We start from the raw sequence: 20,833 nt of genomic DNA, 5'->3' as shown, positions 1-20,833 counted from the left end.
CTGAGCCTGCCTTTGCCGGTGGCCGTGACGGGTTAATTTTCCCGGTGTTCCATCCGTTTTGTAGGGATAGCCGAGTTGTTACTCGAAACCCATGTGCACGGATGAAACCCGATGAATGTTGAGAAGTCCCTGAAGCTCGCCCGCCGTTTCATTGAGCTGCCGGTGGAAAAGCGGCGGCTGTTTCTCGAAACCCTGGCCAGCGAGGGTATCGACTTTTCACAATTCCCGATCCCTGCGGACGTCGCCGTCGACGATCGCCATGCACTGTCCTATGCCCAGCAGCGCATGTGGTTTCTGTGGCAACTGGACCCGCACGGTGCCGCCTACAACCTGCCCAGTGCGGTGGTGCTGAAAGGGGCGCTGGACACCTCGGCGGTACAGCGCGCGTTCGAGCAGGTACTGCAGCGTCACCAGGCCCTGCGTACTGTGTTCCAGACCCAGGGTGACGAAGTGGTGCAAGTGGTGCAGCCAGCGGCCATCGTCATTGAAGAACACGACCTTCAGGCGCTGGCCGCCGAGGCCCGCGACGCCGCCGTCGCGCAGGCGGTGCGGGACGAAGCCGGTTTGCCCTTCGACCTCCAGCAGGGCCCGCTGTTTCGCGTACGCTTGTTGAAGCTGGCGGCACAGGAGCATGTGCTGCTGTTGACCCTGCACCATATCGTCGCCGACGGCTGGTCGATGAACGTGCTCATCCAGGAATTCGTCCACGGCTACGACGCCTTGGTTCGCGGGCAGGTGCCGGTGCTGCCTGAGTTACCGATCCAGTACAGTGACTATGCGCTGTGGCAGCGGCGTTGGCTGGAGGCCGGGGAGCAGGCGCGACAGCTGGCTTACTGGCAGGCCAAGCTGGGCGACCAGCACCCGGTATTGCAGTTGCCTGCCGACTACCCGCGCCCGCTGCATGCCAGCCGCCAGGGCCAGCGCCTGCCCATCGCGGTGCCTCAGGGCCTGAGCGAGCGCCTGGCGGGCCTGGCGCGTCAGCAAGGGGTCACCTTGTTCAGTGTGCTGTTGGCCGGTTTCAAGCTGCTTTTGCAACATTACAGTGGCCTGCAGGACATCCGTGTCGGGGTACCGGTCGCCAACCGTAATCGCGAAGAAGTCGAGGGGCTGATTGGCGTATTCGTCAACACCCAGGTGTTGCGCACCGAGCTCGACCCGCAGATGTCTGTCGCCCAATTGCTGGCCGATGTCCGCGAAACCACCCGCGCGGCCCAGAGTCACCAGGATTTGCCGTTCGAGCGTTTGGTCGAAGGCCTGCAAGTCGAGCGCAGCCTCAGCCATACGCCGTTGTTCCAGGTGTTGCACAACCATCAGGCGAACGTCGCCGACATCGGCGCCTTGCGCAGCGAATCAGGCCTTGAGCTGCACGTGCTGGAGCGCCACGAGCGCAGTGTCCAGTTCGAGCTCACCCTCGATACCGTGGAGCGCGACGGCCAGGTGCAGGCAGCCTTCACCTATGCCCGCGAATTGTTCGCCCCGGCCACCATCGAACGTATGGCGAGCCATTGGCTGAACCTGTTGCAGGCCATGGCCGCCGACCCGCTGGCGGCCATCGGCGATTTACCGCTGCTGGGTGCCGGCGAGCGGCAGCGGCTGCTACAGGCCAGCCAACCGGTCGCCAGCGAGTTCGCCGTCGACAACATACTTGCGCTGTTCGCCGCGCAGGTGGCGCAGCAGCCGCAGGCCCCGGCACTGGTGTTCGGCGACCGGCAGCTGAGCTATGCCGAACTCGATGCCGATGCCAACCGGCTGGCACACCAACTGATCGAGTGGGGCGTCGGGCCTGAAGTACGGGTGGGAATTGCAGTCGAACGGTCGGTGGAGATGATCGTTGGCCTGCTGGCCATCCTCAAGGCCGGCGGTGCCTATGTGCCGTTCGACCCCGAATACCCGCAAGAGCGGCTTGCCTACATGCTCGACGACAGCGGTGTTCAACTGCTGCTGACCCAGCAGGCGCTGCTGCCCCGTCTACCGCAGGACACACAAGTGCGCTACCTGGTGCTCGACCAGGCAGCAGAGGAACTGGCGCGCTTCAGTACGACGGCTCCACCTGCACAGCTGAATGCCGATAACCTGGCCTATGTCATCTATACCTCGGGCTCTACTGGGCGTTCGAAGGGTGTCACCATCAGCCATGGCGCCCTGGCCAACTATGTGCAGGCGGCCTTGCAGCGCCTGGCGCTGGGCCGGGTCGCGAGCATGGCGGTGGTTTCCACGCTGGCGGCCGACCTTGGCCATACCACCCTGTTCGGCGCACTGTGCAGCGGCAGCTGCCTGCATGTGATTGCCCTGGACATCAGCCTGGACGCCGAGCGTTTCGCCGCCTACATGCACGCACACGCCGTGGACGTGCTGAAAATTGTCCCTTCCCACCTGCAGGCATTGCTCGATGGTCCGCACCCGTCCCGGGCACTGCCGCAGCGTGCGCTGGTGCTGGGCGGCGAGGCTTGCCCCGCCGGGCTGATGGCACAACTGGCGCAGCTGGCCCCGCACTGCACGCTGTTCAACCATTACGGCCCAACCGAAACCACCGTGGGCGCGCTCGCTGATGCGGTCGAGGCGCCACCGGCGACGGGGCGTGCGCCGCTTGGGCGGCCGTTGGCCAACATGCAGGCTTATGTGCTGGACGCTTCGCTGCAACCGCTGAGCACCGGCTGCCAGGGCGAGTTGTATCTTGCCGGCGCAGGGGTGGCGCGAGGCTATCACCGCCGCGCGGCGATGACCGCCGAACGCTTCGTGCCCAACCCGTTCGGGGCCGCCGGTAGCCGCGTGTACCGAACCGGCGATCTGGCGCGGCAGTTGGCGAACGGCCAGGTCGATTACCTGGGGCGGGTCGACCATCAGGTGAAGATTCGCGGTTACCGCATCGAACTGGGTGAAATCACCGACACCCTCAAGCGCCAGCCCCGTGTGCACGACGCCGTGGCCGTTATCCACGGCACCGGCAGCGCGGCCCGTATCGTCGCCTACGTGGTGCCCGACAGCCAGGCCGAGGCCCCGCAGGTGCTTGCCGACGTACAAGCGGCGCTGGCCAGGCAGTTGCCGGACTACATGCTGCCGAGCCGCTTCATGGCATTGCCCGGCATGCCACTGACACTCAACGGCAAGCTCGATTTACGCGCCTTGCCGGTGCCTGACGAAGGCCCGGCACAGGCCTACCGTGCCCCGCAGACCACCTTGCAGCAGCAGCTGGCGCTGATCTGGCAGGACGTGCTGAACGTCGCCCAGGTAGGGCTTGACGACAACTTCTTTGCCCTGGGTGGGCATTCCCTGCTGGCGACGCAGATCATCGCCCGGGTCCGGCGCATTCTGGGGCGTGACGTACCGTTGCGCAGCCTTTTCGAAAGCAACTCGCTACAGGGCTTTGCCGAACAGGTACTGGGCGCTGGCGCCCAGCACGTCGAGCCGATCGCAGCGGTGCCGCGTGACCAGCCCCTGGTCGCGTCGCACGCCCAGCAGCGGCAATGGCTGTTCTGGCAGATGCAGCCGCACAGCACCGCCTACCACACACCTATGGTCGTGCGCCTGCGTGGCGAACTGGATCGTGCCGCATTGACCCAGGCCTTCGCGACCCTTTGCGAGCGCCATGAAGCCTTCCGCACGACGTTCGTCGAGCGCGATGGCGTGTTGCTGCAGCGCATCCAGCCTGCGGGTCAACTACCGCTGACCTGGGGCCGACTGCCGGCAACGGCCGAGCTGGCACAGATACAGGCTCAGGTACTGGCCGAGACCCAGCGGCTGTTCGACCTGGGCACCGGCCCGTTGTGGCGCGCCAAGGTGCTGCAGTTGGGCGAGCAGGACCAGTTGCTGGTGGTCACCTTGCACCACATCATTTCCGATGGTGGTTCGATGAGCGTGATGGTGCGTGAGTTCGTTGCCCTGTACCAGGCCTTGCACCGGGGCGAGGCGCCGGCATTGGCCAAGCTGCCGATCCAGTACGCCGATTACGCCGCCTGGCACAAGCACTGGCTCGACCAGGGCGAGCTCCAGCGCCAGCTGGACTACTGGCGCGGGCAGCTGGGAAGCGAGCAGCCCATCCTGGAGCTGCCAGTCGACCACCCGCGCAGCGCGCTGAAAGACCACCGTCTGGGGCGCGTCGCGTTCGCCCTGGACAGCGAACTGGCGCAGCGCTTGCGGCAGTTGGCACGTGAGCATGAGCTGACCCTGTTCCAGCTGTTCCTCGGCGCTTTTGCCCTGTTGTTGCAACGCTACTGCGAACAACCCGATGTGCGCATCGGCATACCGGTGAGCAACCGTAGCCGGCAAGAGCTGGAAAACGTCCTGGGCTTTTTCGTCAATACCCTGGTCATGCGCGTCGAAGTCGACCCGGCGATGAGCGGCGCGGCGCTGCTCAGCCAGGTCAAGGCCACGGCGCTGGCCGGCCAGGCGCATCAGGACCTGCCGTTCGACCGCCTGGTCGAAGCCTTGAACCCGCAACGCTCGCTGGACCGCAACCCGCTGTTCCAGGTGATGTACAACCACCTCAGCATTGCCGGCCAGCAGGTTGGCAGCTCCAGCCTGGCAGGTTTGCATGCCGAGGAAATGACCCTGCAGGGTGGCACCGCGCAATTCGACCTGACCCTGGAAACGCTAGAGACCGACGCGGCGATCAACGTGTCGTTCCTCTACGCTGCCGAGCTGTTCGAAGCCGCTACCCTGCAACGCATGGCTGAGCACTGGTGCAACTTGCTGCGCGGCCTGGCCGCCGACCCAGGCCAGGCTGTCGGCGAGCTGCCGTTGCTGGCGCCGCAGGAGCAGGCGGCCCTGTTGCAGGGCTGGCAACAGGCGGGGCTCGCGGCCGCGCCAGCGGCGGTCCACCAGCTGATTGCCGAACAGGCCCTGCGCCAACCGCAAGCGGTAGCGTTGCTGGTCGGCGACCAGCAACTGAGCTACGGCCAGCTCGAGGCCCGGGCCAACCAGCTGGCACACCGCCTGCGGGCGCTGGGTGTCGGCCCCGACGTGCTGGTGGGCATCGCCCTGGAGCGTTCGCTCGACATGGTTGTCGGTTTGCTGGGCATCCTCAAGGCCGGTGGCGCGTTCCTGCCGCTTGATCCTCAGTACCCGGCAGAGCGCCTGGCCTACATGATGCAGGACAGCGGCATCGACCTGTTGCTCAGTCACAGCCGGGTGCTCCCGGGCCTGGACGTGCAGGCCGGCATTCGTACGCTGCTGCTCGACCAACGGGTTGAGCAGCCGGGCGCCGACCATGCGCCCACCGTGGCATTGAGCCCGCAAAACCTGGCCTACGTGATCTACACCTCGGGTTCTACCGGCCAGCCCAAAGGCGTTGCGGTCGCACACGGGCCGCTGGCCATGCACTGCCTGGCCACTGGCCAATGGTACGAAATGACCCCGGCGGACCGTGAGCTGCATTTCCTGTCGTTTGCTTTCGACGGTGCCCATGAACGCTGGCTGACTTCGCTGGTCATGGGTGGCAGCCTGCTGCTGCGCGACGATGAGCTGTGGAGCCCCGAGCGCACCTACGAGGAGATACGCCGGCATGGGGTGACCATGGCCGGATTCCCGCCGGCCTACCTGCAACAGCTGGCCGAGCATGCGGCGCATGCCGGTAACCCTCCACCGGTTCGTCTTTACAGCTTTGGCGGCGATGCCATGCCGCGGGCGACTTACGAGCGGGTGCAGCAAAGCCTGCAACCCCAGGTGATGATCAATGGGTATGGCCCCACCGAGACCGTGGTCACGCCGATGGTCTGGCGTACCCGCGCCGGGGATCATTGCGACAGCGCCTATGCACCGATCGGCCAGCCTGTCGGCGAGCGCAGCGCGTGTGTGCTGGACGCCGCTCTGGGCCTGCTGCCAGCAGGCGTGGCCGGGCAGCTGTACCTGGGCGGTGCCGGCCTGGCCCGCGGCTACCTGGGGCGCCCGGGGCTGACGGCCGAGCGCTTCGTGCCCGACCCGTTTGGCACCGAGGGTGCGCGCCTGTACCGCACCGGTGACCAGGTTCGCCTGCGCGCCGACGGGCAGTTCGATTACCTGGGGCGGATCGATAACCAGGTAAAAATCCGCGGCTTCCGCGTCGAGCTGGGCGAAATCGAGGCGTGCCTGCTGGCCTGCGCCGAGGTGCGCGAGGCCGTGGTGGTCGCCGTCGACGGCCCAAGCGGCAAGCAGCTGGCGGCTTACCTGGTGCTGGCCTATAGCATTGCCGCACACGGGCCGGCCGAGCAGCGCGAGCAGCTGAAGGCGGCGCTGCGCCAGAGCCTGCCGGACTACATGCTGCCGACCCACTGGCTGGTGCTTGAGCAACTGCCGTTGCTGCCCAACGGCAAGCTCGACCGCAAAGCACTGCCGGCACCCGACTTCAGCGCCCTGCAGCAGGCCTACGTGGCGCCACGCAATGCCATGGAGCAGCGTCTTGCCGCGTTGTGGCAGCGCGTGCTGAAGCTGCCGCAGGTGGGCGTAAGTGACAACTTCTTCGAGCTCGGGGGCGACTCGATCATCTCGATCCAGCTGGTCAGTCGGGCGCGTCAGGACGGCCTGCTGTTCAGTGCCCGTGATCTGTTCGAGCATCAGACCGTGGCAGCACTGGCCAGCGTTGCCCAAGTCGGCGCATGCGAGGTGCAAGCCGACCAGGGGCCGCTCAGTGGCGAGCAGGTGTTGCTACCGGTGCACCAGCTGTTCTTTGCCCAGGAGATCCCGGCACGTCACCACTGGAACCAGTCGATCCTGCTTGAACCACGGCAGCCTTTGAACGCTGCTGACCTGGACCAGGCCCTGCACGCCCTGGTCGAGCACCATGATGCCTTGCGCCTGAGCTTTGCGCCCGCCGATGACGGCTGGAAGGCGCACTACCGCAGCCCTGCCCAGTGCGCCCAGGCGGCACTGCTGTGGCAGGCCGCGGTGGATGATGAAGGTGGGTTGCACACTTTGCTCGAGCAAGCGCAGCGCAGCCTTGACCTGGAAAACGGGCCATTGCTGCGTGCCTTGCTGGCAACGCTGGCGGACGGCAGCCAGCGCTTGCTGTTGGTCGTTCATCACCTGGTGGTGGACGGGGTGTCATGGCGCATCCTGCTGGAGGACCTGCAACAGGTCTACGCTGCCGTGCTTGCGGGTAACCAGCCGAACCTGCCCGCCAAGAGCCATTCCATGCAGGCATGGGCCAAGCGCTTGCAGGGGCATGCAGCGCACATGCAGGGCCAGCTTGGCTACTGGTGCGAGCAGTTGCAGGGGCGCGCCGCACTGCCACGTCGGCAGGTCAGCGACCTGGCCGCAGCCAATCAGCAGTGCCACGCCCACACGGTTTACAGCCGCCTGGACCGGGCATGGACCGAGCGGCTGCTGCGCGAGGCGCCGGCCGCTTACCGCACACGGGTCAACGACCTGCTGCTGGCAGCCTTGGTGCGGGTGATTGCCGGCTGGACCGGACGCGACGAAGTGTCGGTGCTGCTGGAAGGTCATGGCCGTGAAGCACTGTTCGACGACCTGGACCTCAGCCGCACGCTCGGCTGGTTCACCACGGTGTTCCCGCTGACGCTGGCGGTGCCCAGTGAGCGTTCCCACACCTTGAAGCAGGTCAAGCAGCACCTGCACAGCATTCCCGACAACGGCATCGGTTTCGGGGTGCTGGGCCAATGGGGCAGCGCCGAGGCGCGCCAGCAGTTGGGCCATGCGCCGCTGCCGGAAATCACCTTCAACTACCTGGGCCAGTTCGATGGCAGCTTCGATCAGGCCGAAGCGCTGTTCGTGCCGGCCAGGGAAGACAAGGGCGCCGATCACGACGCGCAGGCGCCGCTGGGCAACCTGTTGAGCCTCAATGGCCAGGTGTACGGCGGTGAGCTGAGCCTGGGCTGGACGTTCAGTCGCGAGCTGTTCGATAGCGCCACCCTTGAGCGCCTGGCCGCAGATTACACCCGCGAGTTGCAGGCGTTGATCGAACACTGCTGCACACCGGGGGTGTGCGGTGTGACGCCGTCCGACTTCCCGCTGGCGCGCCTGTCGCAGGCCCAGCTGGACCAACTGCCAGTGCCCGCGGCCGAGATCGCCGACCTTTATCCGCTGGCGCCGATGCAGCAGGGCATGCTGTTCCACGCCTTGTACGAGCAGCAGGCGGGGGATTACGTGAACCAGATGCGCGTCGATGTCGACGGCCTGGATGTCGAGCGTTTCCGCCGTGCCTGGGAGGCTGTACTGCAGCGCCACGATATCTTGCGCACGCAGTTCCACTGGGAACACGAGCAGGCCCTGCAGGTGGTACGCAAGCACGTTGAACTGCCGTTCGTGGTGCACGACTGGCAGGGGCGCGAAGGCCTTGAGGCTGCCCTTGAGCAGCTGGCACTCGACCAGCGCCAGCAGGGCTTCGACCTCAGCCAGGCGCCGTTGCTGCGCCTGGCGCTGGTGCGCACCGGTCCGGCCCGACAGCACTTGCTCTATACCAGCCATCACATCCTCATGGACGGCTGGAGCAACTCCCAGCTGTTGGGTGAAGTGCTGCACCAGTACGCCTTGCTGGGCGACGGGCAGCCCTCGGCATTGCCACCGGTCACCAGCCGCTACAGCGATTACATCGGCTGGCTGGGCCGGCAGGACGCCGCTGCCGGTGAAGCGTTCTGGAAAGACTGCCTGCGCGACCTGCAAGGGCCCACCCGCCTGGCGCAGGCCATTGCCTACGAGGCCCAGGCCGAAGCCGGGCAGGGCTACGCCGAGCATGTGCAGGTGATCGATGCCGCCACCACCGGGCAGCTGGTGGCACTGGCGCGTCAACACAAGGTCACCCTCAACACCTTGCTGCAGGGTGCCTGGCTGTTGCTGCTGCAACGCTATACCGGGCAGGACAGCGTCACGTTCGGGGCCACGGTTGCCGGGCGCCCGGCGGCGCTCAAGGGCATCGAGCAGCAGGTGGGCCTGTTCATCAACACCTTGCCGGTCACTGCCAGCCCGGCCCCGCAGCTGCCGTTCGCGCAATTCCTGCAGCAGTTGCAGGCGCAGAACGTGGCCATGCGCGAGTTCGAGCACACCCCGCTGTTCGACATCCAGCGCTGGAGCGGGCAGGGCGGCGAGGCCCTGTTCGACAACATCCTGGTCTTCGAGAACTACCCGGTTTCTGAAGCGCTGCAGCAGGGTGCCCCGGCAGGCTTGAGCTTCGGCGAGGTCTACAGCCGCGAACAGACGCATTACCCGCTGACCTTGTCGATCAGCCAAGGGCAGACCTTGCAGTTGCACTACAGCCATGCGCTGGAGCATCTGCAGCGCCCGGCGCTGGCTGCGCTGGCGGACAACTTCCAGCATGTGCTGCAACAGTGCCTGAGCTTGCCGCTGGACAGCTGCCTGGGCACGTTCTGCCTGGTAGCCCCTGCCACCCGCGAAGGGCTGTTGCAGCACGTCAACCAGACGGCTGCCGATTACCCGCTGCAGCACAGTTATGCCGAGCTGTTCGAAGCGCAGGTGGCCCGTACCCCGCAGGCGGTCGTTGCGCGCTGCGGCGACCGGCAGTACAGCTACAGCGAGCTCAACCGCCGTGCCAACCGTGTGGCCCATGGGCTGATTGCGCTGGGGGTCGGGCCTGACCAGCCAGTGGCATTGCTGGCGCCGCGTAGCCTTGAGCTGCTGGGCATGATGGTGGGCACCTTCAAGGCCGCCGCCGGCTACCTGCCACTGGACCCTGGCCTGCCACAACAACGCCTGAGCCATATCGTCGCCTTGAGCCGCACCCCGGTGCTGCTCTGCACCGAGGCGTGCCAGGCGCAGGCCGAGGCCTTGCTGGACGCACTGGACGAAGCACGGCGGCCGCAGCTGCTGGTGCTGGAAACCCTCGACCGGCCTGACAGCGCCGAGCACGACCCGCAGCGCTACAGTGGCCCGCAGCACCTGGCGTACGTGATCTACACCTCGGGCTCGACCGGGCAGCCCAAAGGGGTGATGGTCGAGCAGGCGGGCATGCTCAACAACCAGCTGAGCAAGGTGCCTTACCTGGGCCTGGGGCCGGACGACGTGATCGCCCAGACTGCGTCGCAGAGCTTCGACATCTCCGTGTGGCAGTTCCTTGCAGCGCCACTGTTTGGCGGCTGTGTACAGATTGTGCCAAACGAGCTGGCCCATGATCCCGAAGCCTTGCTGCAGCAGGTGCGCGAGCAGCGCATCAGTGTGCTCGAGAGCGTGCCGTCGTTGATCCAGGGTATGTTCCAGGCCCCGGCCATTGCGGTGCCGTCGCTGCGCTGGATGCTGCCCACTGGCGAAGCGCTGGCGCCGGAAACCGCACGTCAATGGTTGCAGCGCTATCCCGATGTCGGGCTGGTCAATGCCTATGGGCCGGCCGAATGTTCCGATGACGTGGCGTTCTTCCGCGTCGACCTGGCGAGCACGCAAGGCGTGTACCTGCCCATTGGCAGCCCCACCGACAACAACCGCCTGTATGTGCTGGACGCCGCGCTGGAGCTGGCGCCGCTGGGCGTCACCGGAGAGCTGTGCGTGGCAGGAACCGGCGTGGGCCGTGGCTATGTCGGCGACCCACTGCGTACTGCCCAGGCCTTTATTCCGCACCCTTGCGGGGCGCCCGGCGAGCGCCTGTACCGCACTGGCGACCTGGCCCGGCGCCGTGCCGACGGCGTGCTGGAGTACGTCGGCCGGGTCGATCACCAGGTCAAGATCCGCGGTTTCCGTATCGAGCTGGGCGAAATCGAAGCCGCGTTGCTCGACAGCGATCAGGTACGCGAGGCGGTGGTGATGGCCCAGCCCGGCGCCAACGGGCCGCAGTTGGTGGCCTATTGCGTGGCGGATGACGCTGTGGCTGCCGACGCGCTCAAGCAGCAGCTCAAAGCCAGCCTGAAAGCCCGTCTGCCCGACTACATGGTACCCGTGCACTGGGTGCTGATGGCGCGCCTGCCGCTGACGCCGAATGGTAAGGTAGACCGTAAGGCGCTGCCGTTGCCGGACATGAGTCAGGCACGCCAGGCCTATGTTGCCCCGCGCAGTGAACTGGAGCAGCAGCTGGCCGCGATCTGGCAGGACGTGCTCAAGCTTGAGCAGGTGGGGCTGGACGACAACTTCTTCGAACTGGGTGGCGATTCGATCGTTTCCATCCAGGTGGTCGGGCGCGCCCGCCAGGCCGGCATCGCCTTCAGCCCCAAGGATGTTTTCGAGCAGCAGACGGTGCAGGGCCTGGCGCGTGTCGCTCGGCTGGGGGCCGCTCAGCAGCAGATCGACCAGGGCCCGGTCAGCGGTGAGCTGCACCTGCTGCCGGCCCAGGCCGAATTCTTCGCGCTGGCTATTCCCGAGCGCCATCACTGGAACCAGTCGGTGCTGCTGGACGCCCTGCAGCCGCTGGATGCCGACCGGCTGGAACACGCCCTGCACCAGTTGGTGGTACACCATGACGGCTTGCGCCTGAAGTTCGACGAAAGCGAACAGGGCTGGCGCGCCAGCTTCGGCGAAGCGCACGTGCGCCACGCGCTGTTGTGGCAGCGTGACTGTGCCGATGCGCAGGCGCTGGAGGCACTGTGCGACCAGGCCCAGGCCAGCCTGTGCCTGGGCAGCGGCGATCTGGTGCGTGCGGTGCTGGTAACGCAACCGGGCGAGTGCCAGCGCTTGTTGCTGGTGATCCATCACCTGTTGGTCGACGGGGTGTCCTGGCGAATTCTGCTGGAAGACTTGCAGCGTGCCTATCGTCAATGCGTGGCGGGCCAAACGGTGGTGCTGCCGGCCAAGACCAGTTCGCTCAGGGACTGGGCCGGGCAGTTGCAAGCCTATGCTGGCAGCGAAGGGCTTGGCAGCGAGTTGGCGTACTGGCAGGCGCAGTTGCAGCACGACCACGCCGAGCTGCCCTGCGACCACCCGGGCGCCGGGCAACAACGCCGACGTGCGCGCACGGTCAGCACGCAACTTGACCGCGAAGTGACCCGGCAGCTTCTGCAAGAGGCGCCCGCCACCTATCGTACTCAGGTCAACGACTTGCTGCTGACTGCGCTGGCGCGCGTGGTGGGTCGCTGGAGCGGCCAGGCCGCGACGCTGATTCAGCTGGAAGGGCATGGCCGCGAAGAACTGTCCGCCGACCTTGACCTCAGCCGAACCGTCGGCTGGTTCACCAGCCTGTACCCGGTGTGCCTGCGCGTCGAGGGCGAGCTGGGCGCGTCGATCAAGCAGGTCAAGGAGCAGTTGCGCGCCATCCCCAACAAAGGCCTGGGTTACGGTGTGCTGCGTTACCTTGGCAGTGATGACCAGCGTCAGGCCCTGCAAGGCCTGGCAACACCACGCATCACCTTCAACTACCTGGGGCAGTTCGACGCCAGCTTCGATGGCGCCGGTGATGCCTTGCTGCAACCTTCCCGGCTGGGCGTCGGCGCCGAACAGAGCGCTGACGCGCCGCTGGAAAACTGGCTCAGCCTCAATGGCCAGGTCTATGGCGGCGAGCTGCGCATGGGCTGGACGTTCAGTCTCGACCTGTTCGACGAACAGACCGTGCAACGCCTGGCGGACGATTACGGGCGCGAGCTGCGCAGCCTGGTCGAGCATTGCCTGCAGGCCAACGAGGCCGGTGAACAGGGCATGACACCTTCGGACTTCCCGCTGGCGGGCCTGAGCCAGGCCCAGCTCGATGCGTTGCCGGTACCGGCGGCGCAAGTCGAAGACATCTACGCGCTGTCGCCGATGCAGCAAGGCATGCTGTTCCACTCGCTGTACGAGCAGGGCAGCGGTGACTACATCAACCAGATGCGTGCCGATGTGCAGGGGCTGGATGCCGAACGCCTGCGGGCCGCCTGGCAGGCAGTCTACGAACGCCACGAGGTGCTGCGCGCCAGTGTGCTGTGGCAGGGCCAGCAGCAACCGTTGCAGGTGATCCACAAGCACCTGGCCGTGGCGCTGGTGTACCAGGATTGGCGCGAGCGGCGGGAGCTGCCCACCGCGCTTGACCAGTTGGCCAGCGCCGAACGCCTGCGCGGGTTCGACCTGGGCAAGGCGCCGCTGCAGCGCATCCAGGTCATCCGCATTGGCGACGATCGCTACCACCTGATCGATACCAACCACCACATCCTCATGGACGGTTGGAGCTATTCGCAGCTGCTGGGGGAGGTACTCGAACAATACGGTGCCCAGGCCCGCGGCGAGCCTCGCCCAGCGGCGCCGGCAGGGCGTTACCGCGATTACATCGGCTGGTTGCAGCGCCAGGACGCGCAGGCCAGCGAGCAGTTCTGGAAAGCCCGCCTGGCGGACCTGGAGCAGCCCACACTGCTCAGCCGCAGCCTGGCGACCGGCCAGCCATTGGCCGAAGCCGACGTGGCCGGGCAGGGGCAGGTTGTCCTGCTGCGTGATCGCCAGCAAACCCGCCAGCTCAGCGATTTTGCCCGGCAGCACAAGGTCACGCTCAACACCTTGATGCAAGGGGCCTGGTTGTTGCTGTTGCAGCGTTATACCGGGCAGGCGGCGGTCGCATTCGGTGTCACCGTCGCGGGCCGTCCTGCCGAGCTGCGCGGCGTCGAAGCGCACATCGGGCTGTTCATCAACACCTTGCCGGTGGTTGCCAGCCCGCGCCCGGAACAACCCGTGGTGCAATGGCTGCAAGCGTTGCAAAGCCTCAACCTGCAATTGCGTGAACATGAACACACGCCGTTGTTCGAGATCCAGCGCTGGGCCGGTCACGGCGGCGAGGGGCTGTTCGACAGCATCATGGTGTTCGAGAACTACCCGGTCTCGGAGATCCTCCAGCAAACGGCACCCGAGGGGCTGCGTTTCGATGCGGTGCACAACCATGAGCAGGCCAACTACCCATTGACCCTGGCGGTCAACCAGGGCGAGACGCTGTCGGTGACCTTCGGCTACGACCGTGGCTGCTTCGCTGCCGTGCAGGTCGAGCAACTGGCTGGGCACCTGCGACAGTTGCTGGAGCAGATTGTCGAGGCCTCGGCGCACCAGGCGCTGGGCAGCCTGACGCTGCTCGATGCGCAACAGCAGCAGGTCACCTTCGCCGAGTGGAACCCGGCCCCCGCCGAGCACCCGGCCGATCAGGCCCTGCACAGCCGCATCGAAGCCCAGGTGCAGCGCACCCCCGATGCTATCGCCGTCACCTGCGAGGGCCAGGCCCTGAGCTATGCCCAGCTCAACCAGCGTGCCAACGCCCTGGCCCGGCGCCTGGTCGACGACGGGGTCGGGCCCGACGTGCTGGTCGGCCTGGCTGCCGAGCGCTCGCTGGACATGGTTGTTGGTATCTTCGCCATCCTCAAGGCTGGCGGTGCCTACGTGCCGCTGGACCCGGCCTACCCGGCCGACCGTTTGGCCTACATGATCGAAGACAGCGGCCTGCAGCGCCTGCTGGCCCAGCCCCAGGTGCTGGCCAGCCTGCCGGTGCCGGCAGGCGTGCGCGTGCTCAGCCTGGAAAGCAACGATGACAGCAGCCAGGCCGACCCGCTGGCCTGCTCGCCGGTCACGGTCAGCCCGGACAACCTCGCCTATGTGATCTACACCTCCGGTTCCACCGGCAAGCCCAAGGGCGTGCTGCTGCCGCAGCGCAACGTGCTGCGCCTGTTCACGGCCACCGACGCGGACTTCCGCTTCGGAAGCGACGACGTGTGGAGCCTGTTCCACTCCTATGCCTTCGACTTCTCGGTGTGGGAAATCTTCGGCGCCCTGCTGTACGGCGGGCGCCTGGTGATCGTGCCGCAGCACACCAGCCGCTCGCCCGAGGCCTTCTACCAGCTGCTGGCCGATGAACAGGTCACGGTGCTGAACCAGACCCCGTCGGCGTTCAAGCAACTGATGGCGGTGGCCACCACGGCTGAGCCGCAGCGGCCACTGGCATTGCGCAGCGTGGTGTTCGGGGGCGAGGCGCTGGACGTCAACAGCCTGGCACCGTGGTTCGAACGCTTCGGCGACCGCCAGCCGCAGCTGGTGAACATGTACGGCATCACCGAAACCACCGTGCATGTCAGCTACCGGCCGCTGTCGCGGGCCGACCTGGGCAAGGCGGCCAGCAGCCCGATGGGCGTGCCGATCCCCGACCTGTCCTGGTATGTGCTCGACGGCGACCTGAACCCGGTAGCCAAAGGCTGCATCGGCGAGCTGTACGTGGGCCGCGCCGGCCTGGCGCGCGGCTACCTCAAGCGCAGCGACCTGAGCGCCACGCGCTTCGTGCCGGACCCGTTCGGTGCCCCTGGCGGGCGCCTGTACCGCACCGGTGACCTGGCGCGCTACCACGCCGACGGGGTGATCGAGTATGTGGGACGCATCGACCACCAGGTGAAGATCCGCGGCTTCCGCATCGAGCTGGGGGAAATCGAAGCCCGCCTGCAGGCCCAGCCGCAGGTGCGCGAGGCCCTGGTGCTGGCCCAGGAAGGCGCGACCGGCCAGCAGCTGGTGGCCTACCTGATCCCCGCTGCCGAGGTAGCGCTGGAGCAGCAGGCCGGGCTGCGCGCGCAACTGCGCGAACAGTTGAAGGAAGCGCTGCCGGACTACATGGTCCCGGCGCACCTGCTGCTGCTCGACCGGTGGCCGCTGACAGCCAACGGCAAGCTCGACCGCAAGGCCCTGCCCAAGGCCGATGCCAGCCTGTTGCAGCACGGTTATCGCGCCCCACGCAGCGAGCTTGAACAGCAGCTGGCAGCCATCTGGCAGGACGTGCTCAAACTTGAGCAAGTGGGCCTGGACGACCACTTCTTCGAACTGGGCGGCCATTCATTGCTGGCCGTGAGCGTGGTATCGCGGGTGCAACTGGAACTCGGCCTGAGCCTGACCCCGCAACTGATTTTCCAGCACCCGACCCTGGCGAGCTTCGCCGAACAGCTGGCCCAGGCATCTGCGCCGGCGGACACACAAACACTCAGCAAGCTGTCGGCTCTGCTGGACGAAATGGAGGAGGTGTGATGGACACCGCAGTCGCCACGAAAATTGCTCAGCGCTTCATCAATCTGCCGCTGGAAAAGCGTCGCCAATACCTGCAGAAAATGCTTGAAGAGGGCGTGTCCCCGGCCAACCTGCCCATTCCGCTGGTGCGCGACGACACCACCGTGGTGCCGTTGTCGTTTGCCCAGGAGCGCCAATGGTTCCTGTGGCAGATGGAGCCTCAGGGCACTGCCTACAACATCGGGGTCAGCCTGCGCCTGCATGGCCCGCTGAACCTGCAGGCCTTGCAAGGCAGTTTCGATGCGCTGCTGGCGCGGCACGAGAGCTTGCGCACCACGTTCACCCATGACAGCCGCGACGGTGGCCCACGCCAGCAAATCGCCCCACAGCTGACGGTAGCGATTGAATGCCGTGAGCGCGGTGTGGGCGATGAGCAGGCGCAGATTCAGGCCTTCGTCGAAGCCCATCGGGAGCAGCCGTTTGACCTGCAACACGGCCCCGTGTTGCGCGTGGCGTTGCTGCGCCTGGCGGCCGAGGACCATGTGCTCAGCCTGGTGGTGCACCACATCGCCGCTGACGGCTGGTCGCTGAAGGTAATGGTCGATGAACTGCTGCAGGGTTACAGTGCCTGCTGCCAAGGGCATGCCGTGGCTGTTCGGCCGCTGCCCATCCAGTACGCCGACTATGCCATCTGGCAACGGCGCTGGATGGAGGCCGGTGAGCGCGAGCGGCAGCTGGCCTATTGGCAAGCGCAACTGGGTGGCCAGCAGCCGGTGCTGGAACTGCCGACCGATCGGCCCCGCCCGGGGCTGATGAGCTACCGCGGCGCACGGCACGACTTCAGCTTGCCGGCCGAACTGTGCCAACGCCTGCAAGACCTGGCCCGCCACGAAGGGGTGACCTTGTTCGTGCTGTTGCTGGCCGCGTTCCAGGCCTTGCTGCAGCGCTACAGCGGGCAGCAGGATATTCGCGTCGGTGTGCCCATCGCCAACCGCAACCGGGTAGAAACCGAAGGGTTGATCGGGTTTTTCGTCAACACCCAGGTGCTGCGCGCGCAAATCGAGCCGCAGCAGACCTTCCGCGCGCTGTTGCAGCAAGCCCGCCAGGCCGCCAGCGACGCCCAGGCCCATCAAGAGCTGCCGTTCGAACAACTGGTCGAAGCCTTGCAGCCGGGGCGTAGCCTGAGCCACAGCCCGTTGTTCCAGGTCATGTTCAACCACCAGCGCCAGGGCAATGGCCAGCAGGCCGCCAGCGACACAGCGCTGCGTATCGAGGCTTTGCCTGGTGAAACGCGCACCGCGCCGTTTGACCTCACCCTGGAAACCTTCGAAGCGCCAGGGCAGATCGGCGCTTCTTTCAACTACGCCACCGATCTGTTCGATGCCACCACCATAGCGCGAATGGCCGGGCACTGGCTGCAATTGCTGGACGGCATCGTGGCCGACGCGGGTCAGCGAATCGCTGCGTTGCCACTGCTCAGCGACCGCGAGCTGGACGTGATCGGCCAGGCCTGGAATGACACGGCGGTGCCGGTTGCCGACGCCTGTATCCAGCACCTGATCGAGCAGCGTGCCCATGCCACACCGCATGCACCGGCCGTGCAGTTCGAAGACCAGACGTTGAGCTACCAGCAACTCAACGAACACGCCAACCGCCTGGCCTGGCGCCTGATCGAAGGCGGCGTGGGGCCGGACGTCAACGTCGGGGTGGCCCTCGAACGCTCGCCACAGATGCTCGTCGCCTTGCTGGCCGTGCTCAAGGCCGGGGGTGCCTATGTACCGCTGGACCCCCACTACCCGGACGAGCGGCTGGCCTACATGATGGAGGACAGCGGCATCAGGCTGCTGCTGACCCAGCCGTCGCTCCAGGCACGCCTGCCGATACCGGCCACGGTCCAGTGCCTGTTGCTGGCGCCCGAACACCCGCTGGGCAGTGGCTGCAACGCGGCAGCCTACGGTGTGCACAACCCGCAGCCGCAGCTGTCGGCCGAGCACCTTGCCTACATGATCTACACCTCGGGCTCCACCGGGAGGCCAAAAGGGGTGATGGTGCCCCACGGCGCGCTGGTCAACTTCATCGCCAGCATGGCCAAGGCGCCGGGGCTGGCTACCGGCGACCGCCTGTTGTCCTTGACTACGTTCTCGTTCGATATCTTCGGGCTGGAGGTGTACTTGCCGCTGGTGCAGGGCGCCTGCGTGGTCCTGGCCGGTCCGGATACCGCACAGGACCCGCAGCGGGTGCTGGAGCTGGTAGCGCAGCAGTCAGTGACCGTGCTGCAGGCCACCCCTTCGACCTGGCGCATGCTGCTAGACAGCGGCCGCGGCGAGGTGCTGGCCGGCTGCACGAAGCTGTGTGGCGGCGAAGCGCTGAGCGATGACCTGGCCCAGCGGCTGCTCGCCCTGGGCGGGCCGTTGTGGAACCTGTACGGGCCGACCGAAACCACCATCTGGTCGGCGCTGCACCGCTTGCAGCCCGCCAGGCCGCAGGCGTTGCTAGGCAGGCCGTTGGACAATACCCGGCTCTACCTTTTGGGTGAGGACCTGGCGCCAGTCCCTGTTGGCGTTGCTGGCGAGCTGCTGATTGGCGGGGCGGGGCTGGCGCGCGGGTATTACCAGCGGCCAGGGCTGACCGCCGAGCGTTTCGTCCCCGACCCGTTCGCCGGGAACGGTGAACGGCTTTACCGCACCGGCGACCTGGCGCGTTACCGGGCCGAGGGTGTGGTGGAATACCTCGGGCGAATCGACCAGCAAGTGAAGATGCGTGGCTATCGTATCGAACTCGGTGAAATCGAGGCACAACTGGCGCGTCATCCCGCCATTCGCGAAGCGGCGGTAGTCGCCCGGCCGGGGCCTGGTGGCCAGCAGCTGGTGGCTTACCTGGTGCCGCAGGACGTGGCCGTGGTCGACGATGCGCAAACGCGGGAGGCACTGGGCGAGGCGCTGAAGCGGCAACTGCGCAGCGTGTTGCCGGAGTACATGGTGCCGACCTGGACGACGTTCGTCGCAACCTTCCCCCACACCCCCAATGGCAAGCTTGACCGCAACCGGCTGCCTGCTCCTGACCTGAGTGTCGCCCGGGTGGCCTACCTGGCACCCCAGAGTGAGCTGCAGCAGCAAGTGGCGCAGATCTGGCAGGAGGTGCTGCACGTCGATCAGGTCGGCCTTGCCGACAACTTCTTCGACCTCGGCGGGCATTCACTGCTGGCCACCCAGGTCACCGTGCGCCTGCGTGAGCAGTTGAAGCTGGAAACAGCGGTCAAGGCGCTGTTCACCACCCACGACCTGCAAGCCTACTGCGCCGAGATCGCTGGTGCTCAGCCGCACACCCAGGCGGTCAACGATGCCTTGGCTAAATCCTTGGAGGCCCTCAAACGTCTATCAGCCGAAGATCTGGAAAATCTGATCTCTTGACAGGGGAAGGGCGTGCAAAAGTTAATCGAATCGGTAGCAACACTGTCGGCAAAGCAACGCAAGGCGCTGGCGGTGCTGCTCAAGCAGCAAGGTGTCGATCTGTACAGCGTGGCACCTGTTTTTCGACGCGATCCGACCGAGCCGCTTTCGCTGTCCTTCGCCCAGGAGCGGCAGCTGTTTCTTTGGCACCTTGAGCCAGACAGCGCCGCCTATCACCTGCCCAGTGCGCTGAACCTGCGTGGCACACTGGACCTGGCTGCCCTGCAGCAAAGCTTCGATGCGCTGGTGGCGCGCCACGAGTCGCTGCGCACCACCTTCGCCACTGACGGTGAGCGCACTACGCCAGTGATCCATGCCCCCGCGCCGGTGAGCATTGCCAGGCACACCCTGGCCCTGGCGCCTGGCGAGGACCGGGCGGCGCGGCTGCGCACCTGTATCACCGAAGAAATCCGCCAGCCGTTCGACCTGGCCCAGGGCCCGCTCCTGAGGGCCAGCCTGCTGTGCCTGGGGCCGGACGATCATGTGTTGCTGATCACCCAGCACCACATTGTCTCGGATGGCTGGTCGCTGGCGCTGATGGTGCAGGAGCTGGTGCACCTGTATCGCGCGTACAGCAGCGGCCAGCCTGCCAGCCTGCCGGCGTTGCCGATCCAGTACGCCGACTATGCCGCCTGGCAGCGCCAATGGATGGATGGCGGCGAACGGCAGCGCCAGCTAGCCTACTGGACCGCCCAGCTGGGCGGTGAACAGCCTGTGCTGGCGTTGCCCAGCGACCGCCCGCGGCCGTTGCACAGCAGCTACCGTGGCGCCCGCATCGACCTGCCACTGAGCCCGGCACTGGCCGATGGCCTGCGGCAACTGGCACGGCGCGAAGGGGTGACCCTGTTCATGCTGTTGCTGGCGACCTTCCAGTGCCTGTTGCACCGCTATACCGGGCAGTCGGACATCCGCGTCGGCGTGCCGGTCGCCAACCGCACGCGCAAGGAAACCGAAGGCCTGATCGGCTTCTTCGTCAATACCCAGGTGCACAAGGCCGACATCGATACGCACCAGCCGTTCGTCCGCCTGTTGCAGCAGGTCAAGGCCACTGCGCTGGAGGCCCAGGCGCACCAGGACTTGCCCTTCGAGCAACTGGTGGATGCGCTGCAGGTCGAACGGAGCCTGAACCGCAGCCCGTTGTTCCAGGTCATGTTCAACCATCGCAGCGCCGAGCGCCGGCTGCCAGGGGCCACACAGCTGCCAGGCTTGAGCGTGGAAGTGCTGGCGTGGGAAGAAGTGAACGCCCAGTTCGACCTGACCCTGGACACGGTCGAGACCGCGGATGGCCTGTGGGCATCGCTGACCTACGCTACCGACCTGTTCGACGCGCCAAGCGTCGAGCGCATGGGGCAGCATTGGCAGCACCTGCTGCACAGTGTGGTAGCCCAGCCGCAACAGCCGGTGGGCGAGTTGCCGATGCTGAGCCCGCAGCAGACGCAAGCGGTGCTGCACGACCTTAACGACACCGCCACCGACTACCCCGGCGACTGGCGCGTGCACCAGCTGTTCGAGGCGCAGGCGCGTCGCCAGCCGGACGCCACGGCACTGCTGTTCGGCGACCAGCGCATGAGCTACCGGGCGTTGAGCGAGCTGTCCAGCCA

General features: G+C 66.4%; 3 protein-coding genes. All 3 read left to right on the top strand.

Features of this window, described 5'->3' with window-relative positions; genetic code table 11:
* Positions 1-111 precede the first annotated feature (111 nt).
* On the top strand, positions 112-15,804 hold the full coding sequence (locus ACF8Q6_RS25800; protein WP_392499695.1) for a non-ribosomal peptide synthase/polyketide synthase: 15,693 nt from the start codon (positions 112-114) through the stop codon (positions 15,802-15,804).
* Positions 15,804-19,193, top strand: coding sequence for an amino acid adenylation domain-containing protein (locus ACF8Q6_RS25795; protein ID WP_392494256.1), 3,390 nt, complete (start codon positions 15,804-15,806; stop codon positions 19,191-19,193). Before ACF8Q6_RS25800 ends, ACF8Q6_RS25795 begins: the two co-directional genes overlap by 1 nt.
* Positions 19,194-19,205: 12 nt before the next feature.
* Positions 19,206-20,833, top strand: a 1,628-nt coding sequence (locus ACF8Q6_RS25790) for a condensation domain-containing protein (RefSeq protein ID WP_392499693.1), incomplete at its 3' end; no start/stop codon positions are given.

This window comes from Pseudomonas sp. GLN_2, assembly GCF_043106005.1.
Taxonomy (GTDB): Bacteria; Pseudomonadota; Gammaproteobacteria; order Pseudomonadales; family Pseudomonadaceae; genus Aquipseudomonas; species Aquipseudomonas alloputida.
Note: the sequence above shows the minus strand (reverse complement) of the source record. Positions and strands in the feature narration are given on the sequence as shown.